The sequence below is a fragment of the Synechococcus sp. CS-1328 genome, from assembly GCF_025128095.1.
Lineage (GTDB): Bacteria > Cyanobacteriota > Cyanobacteriia > PCC-6307 > Cyanobiaceae > CBW1002.
In genome coordinates this window covers 26,083-47,269 of the sequence record NZ_JAHLYT010000011.1, presented here as the reverse complement: position 1 = coordinate 47,269, position 21,187 = coordinate 26,083, and the positions used below count along the sequence as shown (strand labels likewise).

General features: G+C 68.4%; 19 protein-coding genes. 6 read left to right on the top strand and 13 right to left on the bottom strand.

Going from position 1 to position 21,187, the window contains the following annotated elements; all coding sequences use genetic code 11:
- The 10 genes from KQ310_RS01820 to KQ310_RS01775 form a co-directional block, all read right to left on the bottom strand.
- Complete coding sequence (locus KQ310_RS01820; protein ID WP_259720087.1) at positions 1-1,332, bottom strand: glycosyltransferase; 1,332 nt, start codon at positions 1,330-1,332, stop codon at positions 1-3.
- Between the two features lie 14 nt (positions 1,333-1,346).
- On the bottom strand, positions 1,347-2,519 hold the full coding sequence (locus KQ310_RS01815) for a glycosyltransferase (protein ID WP_259720086.1): 1,173 nt from the start codon (positions 2,517-2,519) through the stop codon (positions 1,347-1,349).
- A complete protein-coding gene (locus KQ310_RS01810; protein WP_259720085.1) occupies positions 2,519-3,451 on the bottom strand; it encodes a sulfotransferase in 933 nt (310 codons plus the stop codon). Before KQ310_RS01810 ends, KQ310_RS01815 begins: the two co-directional genes overlap by 1 nt.
- Complete coding sequence (locus KQ310_RS01805; RefSeq protein ID WP_259720084.1) at positions 3,451-4,479, bottom strand: hypothetical protein; 1,029 nt, start codon at positions 4,477-4,479, stop codon at positions 3,451-3,453. The genes KQ310_RS01810 and KQ310_RS01805 overlap by 1 nt, the downstream gene beginning before the upstream one ends.
- 1 nt (position 4,480) lies before the next feature.
- Complete coding sequence (locus tag KQ310_RS01800) at positions 4,481-5,296, bottom strand: hypothetical protein (protein ID WP_259720083.1); 816 nt, start codon at positions 5,294-5,296, stop codon at positions 4,481-4,483.
- A 50-nt stretch (positions 5,297-5,346) separates the two neighbouring features.
- The gene (locus tag KQ310_RS01795; protein WP_259720082.1) at positions 5,347-6,528 is read right to left on the bottom strand and encodes a glycosyltransferase; all 1,182 of its coding nucleotides are present in this window, start codon (positions 6,526-6,528) and stop codon (positions 5,347-5,349) included.
- Complete coding sequence (locus tag KQ310_RS01790; RefSeq protein ID WP_259720081.1) at positions 6,525-8,381, bottom strand: ABC transporter ATP-binding protein; 1,857 nt, start codon at positions 8,379-8,381, stop codon at positions 6,525-6,527. Before KQ310_RS01790 ends, KQ310_RS01795 begins: the two co-directional genes overlap by 4 nt.
- A gap of 71 nt (positions 8,382-8,452) precedes the next feature.
- On the bottom strand, positions 8,453-9,547 hold the full coding sequence (locus tag KQ310_RS01785) for a glycosyltransferase (protein WP_259720140.1): 1,095 nt from the start codon (positions 9,545-9,547) through the stop codon (positions 8,453-8,455).
- A 76-nt stretch (positions 9,548-9,623) separates the two neighbouring features.
- On the bottom strand, positions 9,624-10,337 hold the full coding sequence (locus KQ310_RS01780; protein WP_259720080.1) for a heme oxygenase (biliverdin-producing): 714 nt from the start codon (positions 10,335-10,337) through the stop codon (positions 9,624-9,626).
- 132 nt (positions 10,338-10,469) lie between these two features.
- On the bottom strand, positions 10,470-10,979 hold the full coding sequence (locus tag KQ310_RS01775; RefSeq protein WP_259720079.1) for a hypothetical protein: 510 nt from the start codon (positions 10,977-10,979) through the stop codon (positions 10,470-10,472).
- Positions 10,980-11,117: 138 nt separating this feature from the next.
- Between KQ310_RS01775 and KQ310_RS01770 the strand changes: the two genes are divergently transcribed.
- The 4 genes from KQ310_RS01770 (at position 11,118) to KQ310_RS01755 (ending at position 16,266) form a co-directional block, all read left to right on the top strand.
- A complete protein-coding gene (locus tag KQ310_RS01770; RefSeq protein ID WP_259720078.1) occupies positions 11,118-12,548 on the top strand; it encodes an NADP-dependent isocitrate dehydrogenase in 1,431 nt (476 codons plus the stop codon).
- A gap of 518 nt (positions 12,549-13,066) precedes the next feature.
- On the top strand, positions 13,067-13,780 hold the full coding sequence (locus tag KQ310_RS01765; RefSeq protein WP_259720077.1) for a sulfotransferase family 2 domain-containing protein: 714 nt from the start codon (positions 13,067-13,069) through the stop codon (positions 13,778-13,780).
- A gap of 35 nt (positions 13,781-13,815) precedes the next feature.
- Entirely contained in the window at positions 13,816-15,198 is a 1,383-nt protein-coding gene (locus KQ310_RS01760; protein WP_259720076.1) for a (Fe-S)-binding protein, read from the top strand.
- Positions 15,199-15,267: 69 nt separating this feature from the next.
- Positions 15,268-16,266: a glutathione S-transferase family protein gene (locus tag KQ310_RS01755; protein ID WP_259720075.1), complete on the top strand. Its 999-nt coding sequence runs from the start codon at positions 15,268-15,270 to the stop codon at positions 16,264-16,266.
- Here KQ310_RS01755 and KQ310_RS01750 read toward each other — a convergent pair.
- Positions 16,214-17,710, bottom strand: coding sequence for a four-carbon acid sugar kinase family protein (locus tag KQ310_RS01750; protein ID WP_259720074.1), 1,497 nt, complete (start codon positions 17,708-17,710; stop codon positions 16,214-16,216). The genes KQ310_RS01755 and KQ310_RS01750 overlap by 53 nt on opposite strands.
- Positions 17,711-17,724: 14 nt before the next feature.
- Here KQ310_RS01750 and KQ310_RS01745 point away from each other — a divergent pair, with 14 nt between their 5' ends.
- A complete protein-coding gene (locus tag KQ310_RS01745) occupies positions 17,725-18,906 on the top strand; it encodes an FAD-binding oxidoreductase (RefSeq protein WP_259720073.1) in 1,182 nt (393 codons plus the stop codon).
- Here the strand turns inward: KQ310_RS01745 and KQ310_RS01740 are convergent.
- Together KQ310_RS01740 and KQ310_RS01735 are read right to left on the bottom strand one after the other, a co-directional pair.
- Positions 18,903-19,796 (bottom strand): galactose mutarotase, encoded by an 894-nt coding sequence (locus KQ310_RS01740; protein WP_259720072.1) that lies wholly within the window; start codon positions 19,794-19,796, stop codon positions 18,903-18,905. The two genes, KQ310_RS01745 and KQ310_RS01740, sit on opposite strands and share 4 nt — an antisense overlap.
- On the bottom strand, positions 19,777-20,736 hold the full coding sequence (locus KQ310_RS01735; RefSeq protein WP_399237426.1) for an alpha/beta fold hydrolase: 960 nt from the start codon (positions 20,734-20,736) through the stop codon (positions 19,777-19,779). The genes KQ310_RS01740 and KQ310_RS01735 overlap by 20 nt, the downstream gene beginning before the upstream one ends.
- An 82-nt stretch (positions 20,737-20,818) precedes the next feature.
- On the opposite strand from KQ310_RS01735, the gene KQ310_RS01730 reads away from it, so the two are divergent.
- Entirely contained in the window at positions 20,819-21,172 is a 354-nt protein-coding gene (locus KQ310_RS01730; RefSeq protein ID WP_399237395.1) for a hypothetical protein, read from the top strand.
- Positions 21,173-21,187: the final 15 nt, after the last annotated feature.

Here is a 21,187-nt window from a genome sequence, read left to right as displayed (position 1 = left end):
TCAGGCGAGGTTGAGCAGGTCGCGCCAGACCGGCTCGAGCACCGGCCAGTCGTGCCGGCGCAGCAGCTCCGCCGCCGCCGCGCCGCAGCGCTGCTGCAGCTCCGGATCCTCCACCAGCTGCTGCAGAGCCGCCGCCAGAGCCGCCGCGTCGCCGCTGCGCACCACCAGCCCGGTGACACCCGGCTCCACCAGCTCCAGGGGGCCGGGCGAGGCATCGGTGACCACCGACGCCAAGCCGAAGCCCATCGCCTCCAGCAGGGCATTGGGCATGCCTTCGAAGCGGGAGGGCAGCACGAAGATCGGCGCCTGGCGAAAGAAGCGGGGCGGATCGCTGCAGAAGCCCTCGAAGCTCACCTGCGCGGCGATCCCCAGCTGGCGGGCCTGCCGCTCCAGGGCGGCGCGCTCGGGGCCATCGCCCACGATCCGCAACCGCCATTCCTGACGGATCGGCAGCGGCAGCAGGGCAAAGGCCTCCAGCAGCACGTCCACCCCCTTCTGGGGCACCAGCCGGCAGACCGTGAGGAACTCGCGCGAGCGCTCCGCCAGGGGCAGCCGCTCACCGGGGCGCTGGGTCTGGGGCAGGGGATTGGCCAGCAGCTCCAGCCGCCGGAACGGCTGCGGGAACTGGCGCAGCACCGCCAGCACCCCGCTGGTGTTGGCGGTCACCACATCGGCGCGGCCATAGAGCAGAGGCCGCAGCCGGTTCCAGGGGAAGGGCAGGTGCTGCAGGCGGGGATCGTTCCGCTCCGACACCACCAGATGGATCGGCAGATCCCAGACCGCCAGAGCGGACAACATGTTGGTGCGGCTCAGCAGGGCTAGCAGCCGCTGGGGCCGCTGCCGCTGCACCAGCTGGCGCAGGCGAGCCCCCTGGGGGCCTCCCACGTTGCGGGTCAGCCGCAGCAACAGGCGCTGCAGGCCGCCACGCCAACCCGTCGCGGGCGGCCAGAGGGGAAGCTGCAGCCCGAGCAGCAGGCGCAGGCCCAGCGGCGAAAGGCGGCGCCGGATCCGGCCGATCCAGAGGACCGCCACCCGCCGAGCGATCGCCAGCGGCGAGCGATCCGAGACATCCACCCAGGGGCCCTGCCGCTGCCGGTCGCTGGCCACCAGCGGGCCCAGGTCGATGTGCTCCACCCCGGGCGGAGGCTCCAGCACGGCCGGCTGATCGGGCAGCAGGGTGATCAGCCGCACCCGCAGACCGCAGGCCGCGAAGTGGCCCGCCGCCAGCACCGCCACCTTCTGGGCACCGCCGGGGCCCAGATGGGGCAGCACGATCCAGAGATCGTCACCCTGCGACGACGGGGGCGCGGTGATCGGTAGGGGCGCGGACATGGCGGAGGCGCGGCTCAGGGCATCAGGGGCTGAAGGGCTGCAAGAAACTGCTCACGCACCGTGGCGTCGCCGTAGCGCTGCCGCACGGCGCCGGCCTCGCTGCCGAGGCGGCGCCGCACAAGGGGATCGTCGATCAGCCGCTCCAGTTCACGCTCCAGCAACGCCGCATCGGCCTCGGCCGGCACCAGCCAGCCATCCTGCCCATGGCGCACGATCTCCTCCGGTCCGGTGGGGCAGGCGCAGGCCAGGCAGGCACAGCCGCTCACCATGGCCTCAAGCAACACGTTCGGAAACCCCTCGTAGCGGGAGCTGAGCACAAACAGATCGCAGGCCCCGTACCAATCGGCCACGTTGCCCACCGGGCCCGGCAGATGCACCCGCTGGCGCAGCAGCGGGTCGGCCTGCCACTGCGCCACCAGATCCGCCACGGCGCGGCGATGGCTGCCGCTGGCCGGATCGAGGCCGAGGATCACCAGATGCCAGCTGGGATGGCGCGGCGCCAGGCGGGCAAAGGCCGCCAGCAGCCGGTCGAATCCCTTCTGGTGGGGCTTGGTGCCCACCGCCAGCATCAGCGAGGCGCCGACGGGGATCAGGGCGGCGGGGGCGAGCCGTGGCGGGAAATCGGCCAGGGGCCAGCCGATCGGGTTGGGCACCAGATGGCAGCGCGACTCCGGCACGGCCTGGGTGGAGACCAGCCAGGCCAGGGTGCGGCGGGTCTGCACGAGATGGGCCGCCGCGCGCGGATAGGTGAGCCGGCGCAGCCAGCGCCAGGGCAGGGCGGGCGGCTTGGCCGGCGGATAGTTGCGCTCCGACACCACCACGGCCCAGGGCAGACCGGCGCTGACCAGCAGCAGCTTGATCGCCGGCAGGGTGGTGATCCCAAGCACCAGGCAGGGGCGCAGCTGGCGCAGCAGCCTGCGCAGCCGCAGCAATCGCCACGGGAAGCCCCACCAGCCGAGGGCCTTGAGCCAGCGGGGCTCGGGCGGCTCGACGCGGCGATCAAGCCCGGCGGGCAGGGGGTAGAAATCACGCTCCGGCCCGTGGCGGGTGAGCAGCAGCACCGGCCGGCCGGCCTGCTGCAACCACTGGGCCCACTGCAGCGTGATCCGCTCGGCACCACCGGCCTTGAGCGCATCGATGTACAGCACCACCGGCCCGGGCGACGGCTGCAACGGGGGATCGCCCATCAATCCGGCCGGCTGCCTGAGGCCATGGCAGTGGGCTTGTAACGCAGCCGCCAGAGCCGCATCAGGCGCCGACTGGTGAGCCGCCGCTGCCGCAGGCGCACCGGCAAGGTGAACCACAGCACCTGCAGGATCTGCAGCGGGGTGAGGCCAAGCCTCCAGGAGCGATCGAGCCGGATCGGTCCGCCCGCCTTGAAGCGCATGTCGTTGCCATGGATGTTGCGGCGCGGTCCGCGGCCCCAGTCCATCTGGGCCTGCTCGAAGGGCAGGCCGATCGCCGCCATCAGCCGCTGCAGTTCACGGCGCGGCTGGCCGGCGAGGCGCTCGTAGTGCACCAACAGATGGCGGCGGCGATGGAGCAGATCATCAGCACGAAAATAGCCATTGGCGTAGTTGTAACAAACCTCGCGCAGATCATCCCCCCTCCTGACATAGCTGTGCACCAGCCCCAGCGGCCCCCGCAGCAGATGAATCGGCAGCAGCGCATAGCCGCCGTAGAGCTCCTGGCCCTGGAGAAGATCACGCAACCGCGGCAGACTCTTGGAGGAATCCACGATGATTCGGCAACCGCTCACCGCCGCCACACTCTCGTAGAGCGCCAGGTTGTGGCCATGGTTCACCCAGGGGTCGACGCTGTCGAGCCGCAGGTCGGCGAAACGCAGGCCGGTGCTGGCCTGCAGCTGGTCCTGCACCGAACTCCAGTAGGGACACTCCAGCGGATCGAGGCCGTGGCAGCTGCAGCGCTTGCGGCTGCGATCGGCGGCGGTGAGCATCTTGATCTCGCCCACGCTGGTGAGGCCGGAGTGCCCACTGAGCAGCAGATCCAGCAGCGTCGAACCGCTGTGGCCGCGACTGGTGATGTAGAGCACCCGCAGGGGCGGGACCGAGAGCCGTGGCGAAGGCGGCGACAGAGGCGGCATCAACGAAACCGTCATCAGGACGAAGCGGGCAACCCGGGCAGAGCGGCATCGCGGTAGCGCTGCAGCGCCGGGGCGATCCGGGTGCGAAAGCCGTGGCCATCCACTTTTTTCTTGAACAGCAGCGCCACCAGGGGATAGAGGGGCTCCAGTCGCCGGTCCTCCAGGCTGAGCCCCTCCAGGGCAGCTGCCACCTGGCGCGCGAAACCGGCATGGTCTTCGCGGGCTGAGGAGTCCTGGTGCCGGGGCGACTGGGCCTCCCGCACCACCGCCTCGATGCGGGCCGTCACCTGGGCCAGAGCCGCTGCGTCCTGGCGCGACCAGGCCTCCAGCCAGGCACAGCCCAGGCAGCGCAGCAAATTGCTGAGCAGGCGGTAGCTCACATCGGCGTCGATCCGATCGGGATCGAGCTGCTCCGCCAACTGGGCAGAACGCCGCGCCACAGATGAAAAGGCCGGAAAATCCTCCAGGGAGAAGTGCAGCCGCCCCAGCACCGTGTAACAGGAGATCAGCAGCTTGGCCCTGTTCTCCCGATCCGCCCGCCCACAGCTGGGCGTTCCGGGATCCGCCTCCAGCTCTTCGGCCAGCCGGGCGATCGGCTCCACTGCCGCCGCCATCGACTCGGGATCCTGGGCTTCCAGGGTGCGGTAGGCCCAGGCGATGGCGCCATAGGCGCGGAAGTGGGCCGGCAGGGGCTCAGCCGCCGCGATCCTCTGCAGCAGAAGGGCATGGTCACGGGCGTGGGCGGAGCGGAAGCGGCGGCGGAACAGCAGGCGATACAACAGCTCGCTGCTGCCCCAGTCGCACCAGAGGCGGATGAACAGATCCAGAGCCACTTCGACGTCGCCATCAGCGCAACAGCGCAAGGCCAGGGCTTCCAGCAACAGGGGGGCAGCAGCGGGGGCGCAGCACCAGCGCTCCAGCCAACGCCGGCCCCGGCGCGGCTGATCCAGCCGCTCGCAGACGATCACCGCAGCCAGCCGCAGCCAGGCCAGTGCCCAGCTCCAGGGGGCCAGGCGCCGCATGCCGGTGGGCCTCACACCCATCTCAGAGGGGCCGCGGCCAGAGCCCGAACCGCAGCAGCAACCGCAGGCGGAAGCGCGCCTGGGCCAGCCGGATCGCCAGGCGCTGGCGGCGGGAAAGCTGACGACGCCAGCGCTCATCCAGACGGATCGTGGAGGCGCGGCTGGTGCGGGTGCGCTTGTTGCCGTTGACGTTGTGATGCTCGTGCCGGGTCCAGTCCAGCTGGTCGGGCTCAAAGGCAAGTCCGGCCGCCTGCATGATCCGTCCCAGCACCTGCTCCGGTTGGCGGCAGAGGCTCTCGTAGGACACGAGCAGATGGGGGTGATGGCGGAGCAGGTCGTAGCGGGGCCAGAGATTGCGGTGGTAGATCTCCAGCTCCTCACCCCAGGGGCGTCCCTTGGCGATGTTGGAGCACACCACGCCTTCCGGCCGCCGCACGATGTGCACCGGCAGCACCTGCAGATCGGGATCCTGAAGCAGCAGCTTCAGGCGGGAGAGTTTCTTGGAGGAATCGACGAACACCGCGCAGCCTGTCTTCTGCTGCAACACCGTGAGCAGGCAACGATTGGCATCACGAAACGCAACCGGATCGGTGGCATGAATCTGCAGGTCGGCCAAGGGTGGCGAGCCGGAGGCCTCAAGCCGGCTGGACACGTCCTGCCAGAATAGGCAGGTGGCAAAACTGGATGCCCCACAGGCACATTCCCCTTCCGATTTGGCGGTGAGCTTATGGATTTCACCCAGCGTCAGGCAGGCGGAATGGGAGCCGATCAACATGTCCAGCAAGGTGGAACCGCTATGGCTATTGCTGGTGATGTAGATCAGCTTTAACGGGGGCATCGACGCGCCAGTAACAGAACGAATGAACAGGAAATCGACAGCAGTGGAGGCTAGCAGTGCCCCTGCGGCTCGCTCTCCAGAAACGCCAGCATGCGGCGACTGCGCTCGCTGTAGGTGACGGTACCGGCAAGCCGCAGGCGCTCGGCGGCAGCCACAGGATCCGGCACCAGAGCCTTCGCCACCGCTGCGGCAAAGGCTTCGGCCTCGGCCGCCAGGGCCACCACACCGTCGTAGGGAGCGAGGGCCGGCAGCGGCGTGGCCACCACGGGCAGGCCAGCCGCCAGGTACTCGAAGAACTTCATCGGGAACATGGCCTGGGTATAGGCATTGATCCGCGCCGGGATCAACCCCACCGCCGCCCCCTTGAGATAGGCCGGCAAGGCCCCATAGGGCCGCGGGCCGAGGCGGTGGATGTTGGGGCAATCCAGCAGGGGGGTGATCAGCGTGGCGGGATCCCCTTCACCCACCGCCCCGATCAGCACGATCGACCAGTCCGGATGGCAGCGGGCCACTGCCGCCAGCAGCTCCATGTTCATCTTGTAGGCCGCGATCGCCCCCACGAACAGAAGCCGCGGTGCCGGGATGCAGGCCAGATCGGCCGGCAGGGGCAAGGCGGGATCCAGCGCCTGGCGGAAATGCTCCACATCCACCGCATTGGGCAGCAAGGTGCAGCGCCGAGCCAGCGGCCGGCAGCGTTCCAGCAACACCGGGGTGGTGGCAACGACCCCATCCACCTGGCGGCAGAGCTGCTGTTCGTCGCGCCGGATCCGGGGGCCATCCATCCCCGGCTGCGTATCGATCGCATCGACACAGTGATAGAGCGAACGCCGGTAGGCCTGCACCGGCAGCACAGTCGCCGTGCGGGGGTTGTAGGTCCAGAGCAGGTCGCGGCGCAGGCCCAGCTGCAGCCGGGCCAGGGCCAGGGTGGCGCGCAGCACCAGGCTGTTGAGGCGGTCCACCCATGGACCCGCTGGCAGGGGCAACTGCAGCGGCGAGATCACCCAGATTCCAGGGCGCACAGGCCGCGGCCTGGGAAAGGCCAACCGCAGGCGCCGCCACAGCCGGCCCCGATCCCGCTGCCCCAGGGTGGGGGGCCGCAGGCCGAGGGAATCCACGTAGAGCACCCGATGCCCCAGCTCCGCCAGACTCACAGCCACGTGCTGTTTGTTGGTCCAGAAGGGATGGTCCCAGTCGGCCGTGGCCAGCAGGGTGATATCGAGGCCGGGGCTCACGAGGCGGCCGCGAGGCTGCGCTCCAGGGTGGCCACCAGCTCTTCAAAGCTGGCGGAAGCAGCCCGCAGCTGTTCGAAATTGCCGGCTGCCTTGATCCGGCCCGCCTCGAATTCGTAGATCCGATCGCAGCGCACGATGGTGGAGAGGCGGTGGGCGATCACGATCGTGGTGCAGCGGCGGCCGATGATCTCGAGCGCCTCGATCACCTCCGATTCCGTCTTGTTGTCGAGGGCACTGGTCGCCTCATCGAGCAGCAGCACCTCGGTGCGTCGGTAGAAGGCCCGCGCCAGAGCAAGCCGCTGGCGCTGGCCGCCTGAGAGCCGCAGGCCATCGCGACCGATCGGCGTGTAGAGGCCATAGGGCAGTTCGGCCACCACCTCGGCGAGCTGGGCCGATTCCAGCGACTCCCAGACCAGGTTGAGATCCACCTGATCGGGATCTTCGCCGAAGGCGATGTTTTCCAGCACGCTGCCGCGGGTGAAGCTGACGATCTGGGGCACGTAGGAACAGCAGGACTGCCAGGCACGCCGATCCTGCGCATCCAGGGGGGTGCCATCGATCAGCAGCTGTCCTTTCTGGGGCGTGAGCAGCGAGAGCAACAGCAGGCCCGTGGTGGTTTTGCCGCTGCCGGTGGACCCCACGAAGGCCACGCGGGACCCCACCGGAATGGTGAGGGTGAGGTCGGTGATTGTGGAGTGGTTGGTTGCGGGATAGGCGTAGGTGATCCGATCCAGCCGGATCGTGCGGCGGGGAATGAAGGCCTGCCGGCTCATGGGGGTGCCTCCCGGCCCCAGAACCGCCGCGGGGATCTCACTGCCCTCATCGGCGATCTTCATCAGCTTCAGCAGGCTGGAGATGTTCGGCAGACCGGAGCGGAGCTTGGTGATCGAGGCGAAGGTTTCCTGCAGGGCTGGGGTGAGGCGCAGCGAGGCCAGGGCCAGGGTGGCCAGGAAGGGGATGACCTGCTTCAGATCAGAGAAACCACCGCCAAGCAGGGCCGGAAAGATGGCGAAGGAAAAAATCAGCGTGATGCCAAGCGGCTCAATCGTGAGCTTGGGGAACCAAGGCAGCAGAGTATTGAGGAACTCGAACTTCTTGGCCTCCTGAGCCTTGTCGCGGAAGGAATCGCCATAGAAATCTTCGGCGGCGTAAAGCTGGATCTCGCGGATCATCGTCATCGAGTCGATGAACGTCTGCTTCATCTGAGAAGCCAGGTAGAGCTTCTGCCGCTCGGCATGGCGCAGATAGGGCGTCATGAACACCGAGAACAGGCCGTAGGCGAGCGTGAGGCCAGCGAACAAACCGAGCGCATACCAGCGCCCCACGTAGAGGATGCCGCCAGTGAGCAACACCACCGAGAAGAACGACGAAAACAACGGCAGACAGGGCCGCAGAATACCGCGTGTCACCTTGGTGACATTGGTGAGCAGTTGCGTCGCCAGCTTGGAGTCATCCTGGGCGAGATGAAACTCGTAGGGAAGGTAGAGAATGCCGCGATAGAGATGATCGGTCAGATAGAGCCACATGCGTTCGATATACTGCTCCTGCGAAATCACCAGCCACAGACGCGCCAGAGAGCGTAGCCATGAGATCAGGATGAAGGCGCCGATCAGGAAGAGGACAAACTCAAAGCGATCTGAGCCGGGAATATGTATCGGAATAATCTGCCGCTTCGCCTTCGACATCAACAGCGAAGACATCAGCTGGGCCAGAATGCCCACCGACAAGATATCAAGAACGCCCGGCAACACTGCCAACGGCAGCAGCCAATAAAACTGCCGCCTGAGTGATTTCGGGAGGGTCAGAAGGAGCTGCCGAAGCTGATCGAGTGTCTGGCTTTTCGGCAGCCGCACGGGGAAGACCTTTGATCCGGTTCAGCCTATGGGAGCTCTCCTGCCCAGCCCCCAGGCAACGGGCCAGCCACTTAACCGATCGACCCAAGCTGGCGGGAAAGCAGGCGCCGCAAGCGATCCGCCCGCTGTCGCCAGCGCAGCTGCCAGCGGGGTGGAGCCAGTAGCGGCGGCTCGCCGGCGCCGATCCGGTCCCAGTGGCGGTTGATCTCCTCGAGGGCATGGCGCCAGCGCTGCCGCAGCACCGGCTCACTGCAGGCCTCCAGCAGGGGCTGGAGGCGGGCAGGGTCAGCGCGCCAGGTCGTGGGATGCTGCACGGCGGCAGTGATCCGCTCCAGGTCAGCGGCCAGGCTGCCGGCGCCGATCTGATGGGCGATCAGCCCGGGATCGAGGCTGTCGGCCAGGGCGTGGTTGAGGCTGCTGAACACAACACAGCCGCAGGCCAGAGCCTCCAGCGGCGGCAGCCCGAACCCTTCGGTCACGCCCCGCCCCCGCCAGTAGTCGGCCGAGTCGTAGAGCACCACCGTGGCCCGGTTGAACAGATCCACCAGATCGTCCACCCAGCCGCTCTGGACCTCCACCCGCAGCCCCTGGCGGCGCAGGGCCGGCACCAGTTGCGTGAGCACGTAGGCACTGCTCTTGCGCTGCTGCACCAGCACATCAATCGGGCGGCGGCCCTCCAGCCCATTGCCTTCGGTCCCGTCAGCACCGGTCCGATCGCCGCCAGCGGCAGGGCCGCCTGGCCGGAGGCCGCGCGCCATCCAGTCGCCCTCGAGGGCATTCGGCACCAGAAACAGGGGCTGGCGCGGCGCCGCATCGCCCCAGTAGCCGAGCGTGTTTCGGCTCACCGCCAACACCGGCACGGCGGCGGGCAAGGAGAACCCGTAACCGCTGCTGTGGGCGTGATAGGCCACAGGCCGGCCGCGCAGCTGGCGCAACTGGCGCGGCACCTCGAACCCCCAGCTCACGATCCAGAGGGCCTCACCGGGTGGCTCCTCTGCCGCCAGCAGATCATCCAGAAAGGCCAGACCCTCCTCCCGCTTGCGGTAGGTCACCACCTCCGCCGGCACGATCTCCTGCAGCAGGCGCAGGGTCTGCAGCTCGACCAGCAGGCCGCCGCAGCGGAACCGGCCGGTGGTGCCGGGCAGCAGGAATCTCAGGGGACGCAAGCGCACGGGCTCCAGCAAGGGCGAGTGTGTCGCATCCAGGCCCCGCCCAGCGGCAGGGCCCGCTCTGAGCCGAGCCTCAGGCCGCCACCACTTCGGTGCTGCCGCTGCGCTGGCGGCGGGTGAGGAAGCCGAACAGCACCTTGCCGATGGCGGCGATGAGGTTGCCCTCCAGTTCCTGGAACATCACCATGTTGAGGTGGAAAGCATGGTTGGCCTCCTCGACGATGCGATCGGCCGTGGCCTGATCGATCGGCAGATGATCCAGGGTGGCGCGGTAATTGACCTTGAAGGCCTTCTCGTCGTCGATGGCGTCGAACTCGTAGAAGCGGAGGCCGTCGTGCTCGCCCAGGTTCATCGCCTTCTGGGCGATGTTCTTGAGGATCTGCCCACCGGAGAGATCACCGATGTAGCGGGTGTAGTGATGGCCCACCAACAGCTCGGGGGTCTCCCGAGCCACCTGACGCACCCGGTTGACGTACTCCACGGCGCCGGGGGTGGGCTGCAGCTGCTGGCGCCAATCGGAGCCGAAGTAGAAGGCCATGTCCTGCTCCAGCACCGCCTTGCGGTTGAGAGCGTCGAAGGCGATCGGGCCCACCACCGGATGGTCCTTGAGGCGGCCGATCTCCTCTTCCATGGCGCTGTAGAGGACGTAGAGGTTGGCGACGAGCCGGCGATAGCTCATCTTGTCGACCACCCCCTTGAGGAAGCAGCTCACGAAACCGGTGTTCTCGGCCATGGTGTGGGACTTCTTGGTTCCCTCACGCAACTGAGAAGCAAGCGCGACAGACATCGATCCGGAAAGCTGCATAGCCAGACCAAGCAAGTTAGGCGCAGCCTTCCCAGCGGTGGCGACAAGGTTGCGAAGGATTACGTGAACAGCACCTGCCCCAGCCCTGCGCCGCAGCCCCAAACCCAGCGTGGATCAGGCGGCCTGGCGATCGTCACCGGCTTCCGGAGAGCCGCCATCGGCATCGGAGTCGCTGCCGCCCAGGGCCTGAGCGCCACCACCGAACAGATCGAACAGTTCGCGGCAGAGCAGCTGCAGGGTCTGGACCACCTCAGGACTGGGCAGGTGGCTGCCGGAGGGCTGCCACGCCCCCAGCGTGGCCAGTCGCCAGCGCTCCGATTCATAGGTGAGGCCGCGGATCAGCACCCCCAGCAACCGCGGTCGGCTGCGGGCGACCGCCGCCTCCGGCGCCCGCTCCAGCCGCAGCTGCAGCAGCAGCGAGCGGCACTGGGTGCGGGGGCTCCAGCCGGGGAAATGGAAGGAGAGATCCAGCGACTCCCGCTCGTCGAAGGCACGGGTGAGGGGATCGTCCCGCCAGGGGGTGAGGTTGGCGCGGGCCGCGGGGAAATGGCCCCGCACCAGGGTGACCACCGAGGCGATCGCCTGAGCCAGTTCCAGCGATCGTGCCTGATCGGCGGCGTTCATGCCGTTCCCCGGGAGCAGAACCAAATCATGGCCAAAACCTAGGCTCAGCCGGTCGGTCCATGCTGCTGCGCCCCGGACGGTCGCGCCAGCCATGGTGGGCTGATCCCCATCAACCCCGCTCCCCTCACCCCCTCGCGCATGGCCACGTACGAGAAGCTCACCGCCCCCAGCAGCGGCACCGCCATCCGCTTCGAGAACGGCCTGCCGGTGGTGCCCAGCGACCCGATCATTCCCTTCATCCGCGGCGACGGCACCGGTGTGGACATCTGGCCCGCCACCCAGCGGGTGCTGGATGCGGCGGTGGCCAAGGCCTACGGCGGTGAGCGCCGCATCGAGTGGTTCAAGGTGTTTGCCGGCGATGAGGCCTGCGAGCTCTACGGCACGTATCAGTACCTGCCCCAGGACACGCTCACGGCGATCGAGGAGTACGGCGTGGCGATCAAGGGGCCCCTCACGACACCGATCGGCGGCGGCATCCGCTCCCTCAACGTGGCCCTGCGCCAGATCTTCGATCTTTACTGCTGCGTGCGTCCCTGCCGCTACTACAACGGCACCCCCAGCCCCCACAAACGGCCCCAGGACCTGGATGTGATCGTCTATCGGGAGAACACCGAAGACATCTACATGGGGATCGAGTGGGAGGCCACCGATCCGGTCTGCATCGAGCTGATCGAGCACCTCAACGACACGGTGATTCCCGCCAACGGCAAGCTCGGCAAGCGCCGCATCCCGACCGGCTCAGGCATCGGCATCAAGCCGGTCAGCAAGGACGGCACCCAGCGCCACGTGCGCAAGGCGATCCAGCACGCCCTGGGCCTGGAGGGCGCCAAGCGCCACGTAACCCTGGTGCACAAGGGCAACATCATGAAGTTCACCGAGGGGGCCTTCCGCGACTGGGGCTACGAGCTGGCCACCACCGAGTTCCGCGATGTCTGCGTGACCGAGCGGGAAAGCTGGATCCTCGACAACCTTGCCCGCAACCACGGCCTCACGATTCAGGACAATGCCCGCCTGATCGAGCCCGGCTACGACAGCCTCACGCCCGAGAAGAAGGCAGCGGTGGATGCGGAGGTGAAGCAGGTGCTCGACGCGATCGGCGAGAGCCACGGCTACGGCAAGTGGAAGAGCATGGTGCTGGTGGACGACCGCATCGCCGACAGCATCTTCCAGCAGATCCAGACGCGGCCCCAGGAGTATTCGGTGCTCTGCACCCTCAACCTCAACGGCGACTACATCTCCGATGCCGCCGCGGCCGTGGTGGGTGGTCTGGGCATGGCTCCTGGCGCCAACATCGGTGACAACGCCGCGATCTTCGAAGCCACCCACGGCACGGCGCCCAAACACGCCGGCCTCGATCGGATCAACCCCGGCTCGGTGATTCTCTCGGGCGTGATGATGCTCGAATACATGGGCTGGCAGGAAGCCGCCGACCTGATCACCGCGGGGATCAGCGCCGCCATCGCCAACGGAGAGGTCACCTATGACCTGGCCCGGCTGATGGAACCGCGGGTGGAGCCGGTGAGCTGCTCGGGCTTCGCCGAAGCGGTGGTGCGACATTTTTCAGGCTAGAGCGGGCAGGCCAGATCAGCCAGGTTCGCCAATCGCGTCCTGGCCGAGGCTACAAAAGCACTGGGCCATCCTTGGCCCCAGGATCGTGTTGACGATCAATCACCCCCTGGATCTCAGGCGCAACAGCCTGCCAATCGCAGCTGCTGCATCAAGAGCGAGCGTCACCGAAACTCAGGCGAAAGGAAGAAGCATCGAGCATCCCAAGGATTCCAGACCTTCCGTGGCGCAGATCAGGGGGTCCTGATTGCCCATCGGGCCTCGAAATCAATCCGAGCAGAATCCCCGGAATTGCTGGCCAACATCACAGCGGAGGCATGGAGGAAGCCCGCCAGGCGCACCAGGCTCAGCGATCCACCATCCATCCGATGGGCACAATCCGACAGGACCTCATCTTGTGACCAACCAGAGCGGCGCCACTTCAACCGCGAACGAGAGAGCCCCCTGCCTCACCACCTTCCATCTAAGCCACCATCCTCAAAAGCGACCCATCAGACTCCAACAGCAAGCCTGCAGAGCCGATGATCATTTCTCATAGCAATCGCTTTATCTTCCTCGCCAACCGCAAGACGGCATCCACCTCGATCGGGATCGCCTTTTCCAGCTGCTGCAGCCAGAAAGACGTGATCGCACCGCTGGGCCGCGACGAAAAAATCCGCAGAGAGCTTGGCTATCCCTGCCCACGAAACTACATACCATGGCAGAGCCTACCCGCCCACATAGGATTAAGACTGCGCCGGAAGCTGGCCGGAAAGCCTATCGAAAGGGACTTGAAAAAGATCAGCTATCACACCCACATCACGGCCGCACAGGTTCTCGAGTACCTCCCGCGGCGGCACTGGGACTCCTGTTTCAGATTCTGCTTTGTTCGGAATCCCTGGGATCGAGCAATCTCTCACTATTTCTGGACCACCCGCTCTCAACCCGAGCCCATCAGCCTTGATCAATTCATCGAAGGAAAGCAACTGCGCAACGCCGCGGAGAAAAGCCGTGCCATCTATAGCCTTAACGGAGAAATTGCGGTACATCGTCTTTGCCAGTTCGAAAACGCCCAGTCAGAGGTCAATCGGATTTTTGAGGAGCTCAATCTCAGCGGTAATCCTCTTCTACCCGAGACCAAGCGCCAATTCCGCAGTGACCGTCGCCATTACCGCGAGGTGCTCAATGACAATCAGGCGGCCAGGATAGCCACCATCTTTGACCGTGAAATCGCCTTAGCGGGCTATACCTACTAAGCACCTCGCAAGACCTTGCGAGTCAGGACCAAGCAATGATGCTCCCATCCCCTGCGCAGACCAGTCGATTGACGGCCGTAACCGACCCCTGCGTGCACTGCGGCTTCTGCCTGCCCACCTGTGCCAGCTACCGGGTGCTGGGCACGGAGATGGATTCACCGCGGGGTCGCATCCACGCCCTCAAGGCGATCGCGGCCGGAGAACTGGAGCTCGATGCCACGGTGGCGAGCCATTTCGACAGCTGCCTCGGCTGCTTCGCCTGCGTCAGCGCCTGTCCCTCCGGCGTGCGCTACGACGAGCTGATCGAGGCGACCCGGCCCCAGCTCAACGCCCCGGAGCTGCGCACACCGGCCCAGCGCAGCTTCCGTCGTCTGCTGTTCGCCCTGCTGCCCTACCCCCAACGGCTGCGGGCCCTGCTCACGCCCCTGCGGGCCTATGCCGGCACCCCCCTGCAGGCGATGGCGCGCCGCAGTGGCCTGCTCCGCCTGCTGGGCCCCCAGATCGAGGCGATGGAGCGGCTGCTGCCGCCCCTGCCCGCCGAAGGCTTCGCGGACGGCTTCCCGGTGGTGGTGCCGGCGATCGGTCAGCGCCGCTACCGGGTGGGGCTGGTGCTCGGCTGTGTGCAACGCCTCTTTGATCCGGCGGTGAATGCGGCGGCGGTGCGGGTGCTGCGTGCCAACGGCATCGAGGTGGTGATCCCGCCGGCCCAGGGCTGCTGCGGCGCCATGACCCAACACCAGGGCGAAGAAGTGCTGACCCGCAGCCATGCCACGGCCCTGATCGACAGTTTCGCGGCGGTGGTGGGCCCAGGGCGGCCCGCCGGAGCCGAGCCGCTTGATGCGGTGCTGGTGGCGGCCTCCGGCTGCGGCCACACCCTCAAGCACTACGACGCGCTGCTGGCCAGCGAACCGGCCTGGGCCGCCCGTGGCTCCGCCTTCGCCGCCGGTGTGGCCGACTTGCAGGAGTTCCTCGAACGGGTGGGCCTGAGCGAGGCGTTCCGGCAAGGCCTGCAGCCCCTGGACCATGCCGACGGCAGCCGGGCCAGCGCCGATCGTCCCCTGCGACTGGCCTATCACGATGCCTGTCACATGCTCCATGGCCAGGGCATCCGCGAGCAGCCCCGGGCCCTGCTGCGCGCCATCCCCCATGTGGAGATCCGTGAGGCGGTGGAGGCGGGGGTGTGCTGCGGCAGCGCCGGCATCTACAACCTGGTCCAACCGGAGGAGGCCGCCGCCCTCGGACGGATCAAGGCCGACGACCTGCGCGGCACCGGGGCCGATCTGGTGGTGAGCGCCAACATCGGCTGCAGCCTCCAGATCCGCCGTCACCTCGACGACACACCCGGTGAGGCGGCCCCACTGCCGGTGCTCCATCCGGTGCAACTGCTGGAGCGGAGCTTTCGCGCCACCCCTGCCTGACACGGCTCGGCCTGGGCGGCTGCAACCCGCCTAGCTTTCACCTCCCCGATCAAGCAGACGGAGCAGCACGTGGGCGTTCTGGTGGATGGGGTGTGGAAGGATCGCTGGTACGACACCAGTGCCAGCGGCGGCCACTTCGTGCGGGACAGCGCCCGTTTTCGCAACTGGATCACACCGGACGGTTCCGCCGGCCCGAGCGGTGAGGGCGGTTTCCCCGCCGAAGCGGGCCGCTACCACCTGTACGTCTCGCTGGCCTGCCCCTGGGCGCACCGCACCCTGATCGTCCGGGCGTTGAAGGGCCTTGAAGATCTGCTGCCGATCTCGGTGGTGCACTGGTACATGGGCGAGCACGGCTGGAGCTTCGATCCAGGCCCCGGCGTCATCCCCGACCCTGTGCGCCAGGCGCGCTTCCTGCACCAGCTCTATACCCAGGCCGATCCTCACTGCAGCGGCCGCGTCACGGTGCCGCTGCTGTGGGACCGGCAGCGGGACACGATCGTCAGCAATGAGTCGTCCGAGATCATTCGGATGCTCAACTCCGCCTTCGACCAGCTCGGGGCCCGGCCAGGCGACTACTACCACGAGCCCCTGCGCCCCGCGATCGACCGGCTCAATGCCCGGATCTACGACACCGTGAACAACGGCGTCTACAAGTGCGGCTTCGCCACCAGCCAGGCCGCCTACGAGGAGGCATTCGAGCCCCTGTTCGCCACGCTCGACTGGCTGGAGCAGCACCTCAGCCAGCACCGCTATCTGCTCGGAACCGAATGCACCGAAGCCGACTGGCGCCTGTTCACCACCCTGGTGCGCTTCGATCCGGTCTACGTGGGGCACTTCAAGTGCAACCGCCGCCGCCTGGTCGATTACCCCCACCTCTTCGCCTACGTGCGCGAGCTCTACCAGATGCCCGGCATCGCCGCCACGGTGGACTTCGATCACATCAAGCGGCACTACTACCAGAGCCACGCCACGATCAATCCCTCCGGCGTGGTGCCCCTGGGTCCATCCATCGATTTCACGGCTCCCCATGGAAGGGAGAGGCTCGCCCCTCCATCCACAGCCAACTGAGGTGCAGGGTGTCCGCGTCGCCGAGATTGCCCGGGAAGGTGAGCAGCGGCAGCCCCGCCAGTGGACCACAGGCACCCGCCGGCTGCACCAGGGACAACCCCGGCATCAGCTGGCCGCGCAGGTCCACCGCCGCCAGATCCAGTCCATCGGCCAGCAGGGTGTGGGTGGTGATGCCGCCCTTGCTGATCAGATAGCCGAGATCCGGCGCCAGGGCCGCTGCCAGCCGGGCCATCAGGGCCGCCAGCGCCAGCCCGAAGGCGCGGCGCTCGGCGGCACTGCGGCAGACCAGCTCCCCGCGGCTGCTGAACAGCACCGGCGTGCGACCGCTGGCGAGGATCCGCCGCAAGGCCTGGTGCCAGTCCTGCTCGAGCGAGGCCAGCAGCGGCGCCGGCAGCGGCCCCTCCAGCACACGGGCCAGGCGGCGCACCTCCACCTCCACACCGGCGCAGGCCGGATCCGCCAGCAACCGCTCCAGCTGGGCATCGGCCAGGGGCACGTGGGAGCCCACCAGCACTAGCCCCGGCAGCGCTGTGCCGGCGCGATCGCAGCGGCGCAGGGCCGCCAGGCCGGCGGCATCGAGTGGTGGCGGCGGCAGCTCCGCCAGTCCGTTCAGCAGGCTGGCGGCCGACTGGAACAGGAACCGCCGCGGCCGCCCCCAACGCTCTGCCGCGGCTGGAGCCGTGAGCTCCCGCACCGCGGCTCCCAGGACCAACAGGTGCTGCGGCCGCTCCGCATCCACCACCACCACCGGATTCCCCTGCAACGCCGCAAGCCTCCGCAGCAGGGCCTCGTCTCCTCCATGCCCAGCACCATCCTCTGCATCACGTTCTTCTGCATCAAGTTCTTCTGCAGAACCCTCTGCTGCCTGAGCTCCTGCCGCCGCCTCCAGCTCCCGCCAGCCGATGCGCTCCACCTGATCAGCACGGATCCGCCCGGCGCTCTTCTCCTCCACCCAGGCCGGCAGGTCGCTGGTGCCATAGCCGAACAGGCCATCGCGGGCGAAGGCCGTGCGGTGCACCGGCTCCCCATGCAGGAGATGCACCCCATCCACCGTGGTGCGTCCCCCCGGCAGAAAGGCGGGTGCCAGAAGCGTGGCATCGAAGGGACCCAGTTCCGCCGCGATCACCTCCACCTCCAGGGGGAAATGGCTGCGCAGGGTGGAATCGCCGCGGCTCACGATCAGCCAGGCACCGATCCGGCCGGCAGCCACCGCCTCCGCCAGCAGCGGCCGCAGGCAGCGGCACAGCTCCGTCACGCGCTGCCGCGCCGCCTCGGGATCCAGGGCGCGGGTGTTGGCCAGCAGAAACAGCAGCGGCGAGGGGTGAGCCAGCGCGGCCCGCAGAGTCTCGGCGTCCCAGCGCAGCAGCAGGGGGCAGCTGTGCACCGTCTGGGATCCGGTGGGATCGTCGTCGAGCACAACGATCTTCAGGGGTGCGTCCGCCATGGCACCATCGTGCCGTGATCAGTCCTGAGCCCCACGAGCTGCCCGATCTGGTGCGGGATCTGCATCAGCGGGCGTTGCCGTGGCTGCCGGCGGGCCAGGCCAGCCGGCTGAGCTGGGGGCCAGCGGTAGAGCCGGGCAGCACGGTGCTGAGCTGCCGGCGGCTGAACCGGGTGCTGGAGCACAACCCCGGCGATTTCACCATCACCGTGCAGGCCGGCACACCACTGATGGAGGTGCAGGAGGCACTCAACCACCACCGGCAGTGGCTGGCCGTCGACTCACCCTGGGGCCGAGGCTCGTCCGGCTCGATCGGGGGCCTGGTGGCCCGCGGCCTGGCCGGCGGCTTCCGCCACCGCTACCTCGGCATCCGCGACCAACTGATCGGCATCGGCCTGCTGCGGGCCGATGGGGTGGCGGCCCGGGCCGGCGGCAAGGTCGTGAAGAACGTGGCCGGCTACGACCTGATGCGGCTGTTCTGCGGCAGCTGGGGATCCCTCGGCCTGATCACGGAGCTCACCCTGCGCACCCTGCCCCTGCCGCCCCAGCGCCGCGGGCTCTGGATCCAGGGGGATCTGGCGGCCCTGGGGCGGCTGAGCCGCTGGCTGCTGCGCTCCAGCCTCACCCCCGAGCGGGTCGACTGGTGGAGCGGCCCCCTGGCCGCCCAGGCCGGCCTGGCCGATCAACCGCTGTTGTTGCTCTGCCTGGCCAGCGTCAGCCCCCAGACCCTGGAGGAGCAGATCGCCTGCCTGAGCGAGCAGGCCCTGCAGGCCGGCCCACTGCACTGCCAGCCCCTCGATGGCGAGCGGCTCGAGGCCCTGCAGGCGATCGGCCAGGGCCAGACCGCCGCCGAACCGGCCTGGCTGCTGCGGCTGGGGGTGCTGCCCGCACAGGCGGAGCAGCTCCTGGCCGCCCCCTGCCTGCGGCAGCTGCCCCTGGTGCTGGGCGCCGGCAGCGGACTCGGCCTGGCCTGGGCCGCACCAGACGCGTGCCTGCCCGCTTATCGGGTCGAGGAGCTGCGCCGCCTCTGCAAGGAGCTGGGCGGTTACCTCACGGTGCTGCTGCAACCTCCCGGCGCCGGCCTGGCCGCCTGGGAAGATGCCGCCTCCCGCCCCCTGATCGAAGCGGTGAAGCGCCAGTTCGACCCCCGACAGCTGCTGGCCCGCGGCCGCCTGCCGGGGGTGAGGCCCCAGGCCTAGGTAGCCGCCGGCTGCACCACATAGCGGCAGCGCAGCGTCTGGGAGGTGCCGGGCGCCAGGTCCAGCCGCCGCTGGGAGGCCGGATGGCCGGGCTCCAGGGCGCCGCGCTCCGCCGTCCAGGGCTCCAGGCAGACCATCGCTCGCGGCGGATCGCTCCACACCACCGCCAGATCAAAGGGCGGCTCGGCCTCCAGCACCACCGCCGGCGCGCCGCCGCCGGGGTGGAGCGTCACCGGCCCCGCGGGATGGGCCAACAGATCCACCCCGGCCGCCATCCGGCCGAGCAGGGCCTCGGTGCTGGCCTCGGCGCCGGCCGCCTGGTCGCGGCAACGGGGTGGCAGGCCCGTGAGGCTCGCCTGGGCCAGGGCCGGCACCGCCAGATAGGGGTGCAGCCCGAAGGCGAAGGGCATGGGCGGCTCCAGGGGCCCGCCCGTGTGGGTGATCGTGACCTCGATCGCCAGGGCTCCTGGTTGCAGCCGCAGCTCCAACGCCAGCTCGAAGGCAAAGGGAAAGTGGGCTCGGGTGGTGCTGGGCCCATCCGCCAGGGTCAGGCGAACACCGCAGCCATCCGGCAGGGGATCGAGGCTCCAGGGCAGATCGCGGGCGAAGCCATGCTGGGAGAGCGGATAGCACCCTTGGGGCAGCACCAGTTCGTTGCCGGCCATGTTGCCGCAGATGGGGAACAGCACCGGCATCCCTCCACGCACCGACAGGGCGGGATCGGCGAACCGTTCAGCGTCGAAGTAGAGGATCTCGCGGTCGCCCCAGGGCCCATGGCAGAGCCAGCCGGTCAGCAGACCACCCCGTTCCGGCACCAGGCGCAGGGCATCGCCGCTGATCGGGTCGGTGAGGAGCCAGTGGGGATAGGGCTCAGAGCACGGGCGCAGCATCCGGCCGGGGATCCGCGGGCTCACAGACCGTAGGCGGAGCCAGCGCTGCCGGCAGCGAGGCCAGCCATTCGAGCAGGGCCCGGTTCACCTGCTCGGGCACCTCATCGTGGGGGCAGTGGCCGGCTTCCAGCACCACCTCGCTGGTGGCCGCAGGCGCGTGGCGCTGGAAGGCCGCGCGGCGACCGGCGGCGTTGATCCAGGGATCGCGGATGCCCCAGAGCAGCAGCAGGGGTGCTTCCAGCTGGGCGAACAGCTCATCCAGCGGCTGACCGCGGGGGATGTCGAACACGGTGCGGAACACGCCGAAGGCACCGGGATCGAGTGACGGGCGCCGGATCGCTTCGACCAGCTCCTCATCGACGTTGGTGCGATCCACATACACCTGCCGCAGGGTGCGGCGGATCGTGGACGGTCGCCGCAGATTCTCGAACAGCAGGCGCTGCAGCACGGGGCTGCGCAGCAGGGCGCCGCCGATGGTGCGGCGGGCAATCGCGCCCCAGCCGGCGGGGGGGACCTGCTCGTCGCTGAAGGGGCCTGCCGCATTCAGGAGCACCACTCCAGCGGCCTGATCCCCCAGGGCCACCCCAGCCGCCAGGACCGCGAAGCCACCCAGCGAGTTGCCCACAAGCACGGTGGGGCGTCCGATGCGCTCCTGCACGTAGGCGCAGAGCTGGTCGCGCCAGAGGGCGCCGCCGTATTCCGGCCCGGCCGGCTTGGCGCTGCGGCCGAAGCCCAGCAGGTCAATGGCATGCACCTCGTACTGCTCCGCCAGCACCGGGATGTTGTGGCGCCAGTGATCGGTGGAAGCCCCGAAGCCATGCACCAGCAGGATCGCCGGCCCCTGCGGCCTGGCTGGAGAGCGGCGCAGGCAATGGATCGCATGGCCGCGGAACGACCAAGGCGACGGGCAAGACCGCTCGGGTTCGGCCGGAGAGAACACCACGGCAAGGCGTTGGGTGGTCGATGCTAGGCAGCACCGACAGGCTCACGCTCTGCCTGCCTTCCCCCTGATTGCCTGCCCGTTGCACTCCTTCCTTGCGCCGGTCCCCATCGCCGCCGCGGTGTACAGCCCAGGATTCGACTGGGGTGGCCTGCTGCCCGGCATCGCCCTCTGGGCCCTGGCCCTCTATCTCCCGCTCAGCCGGCCCCTGGCCCGGTTCGAGCAGGCCCTGGCGGAGGGCCCCCTGGGCGAGATTGCGCAACAGGTCGTGCTCGCCCTCAGCAGCCTGGTCCTGGCCCTGGCGGTGGGCCTGCTCACGGAACTGGGGCTGGGCTGGGCCCTGGGACCCAGCTGGGCCACGAGCCTCGGTCTGATGGGCGTGCTCTCCGGCCTGTTCTGGACCCTGGCCAGCCGTCGCGATGAACCCAGCCCCTGAGGGCCCAGGCAGCGA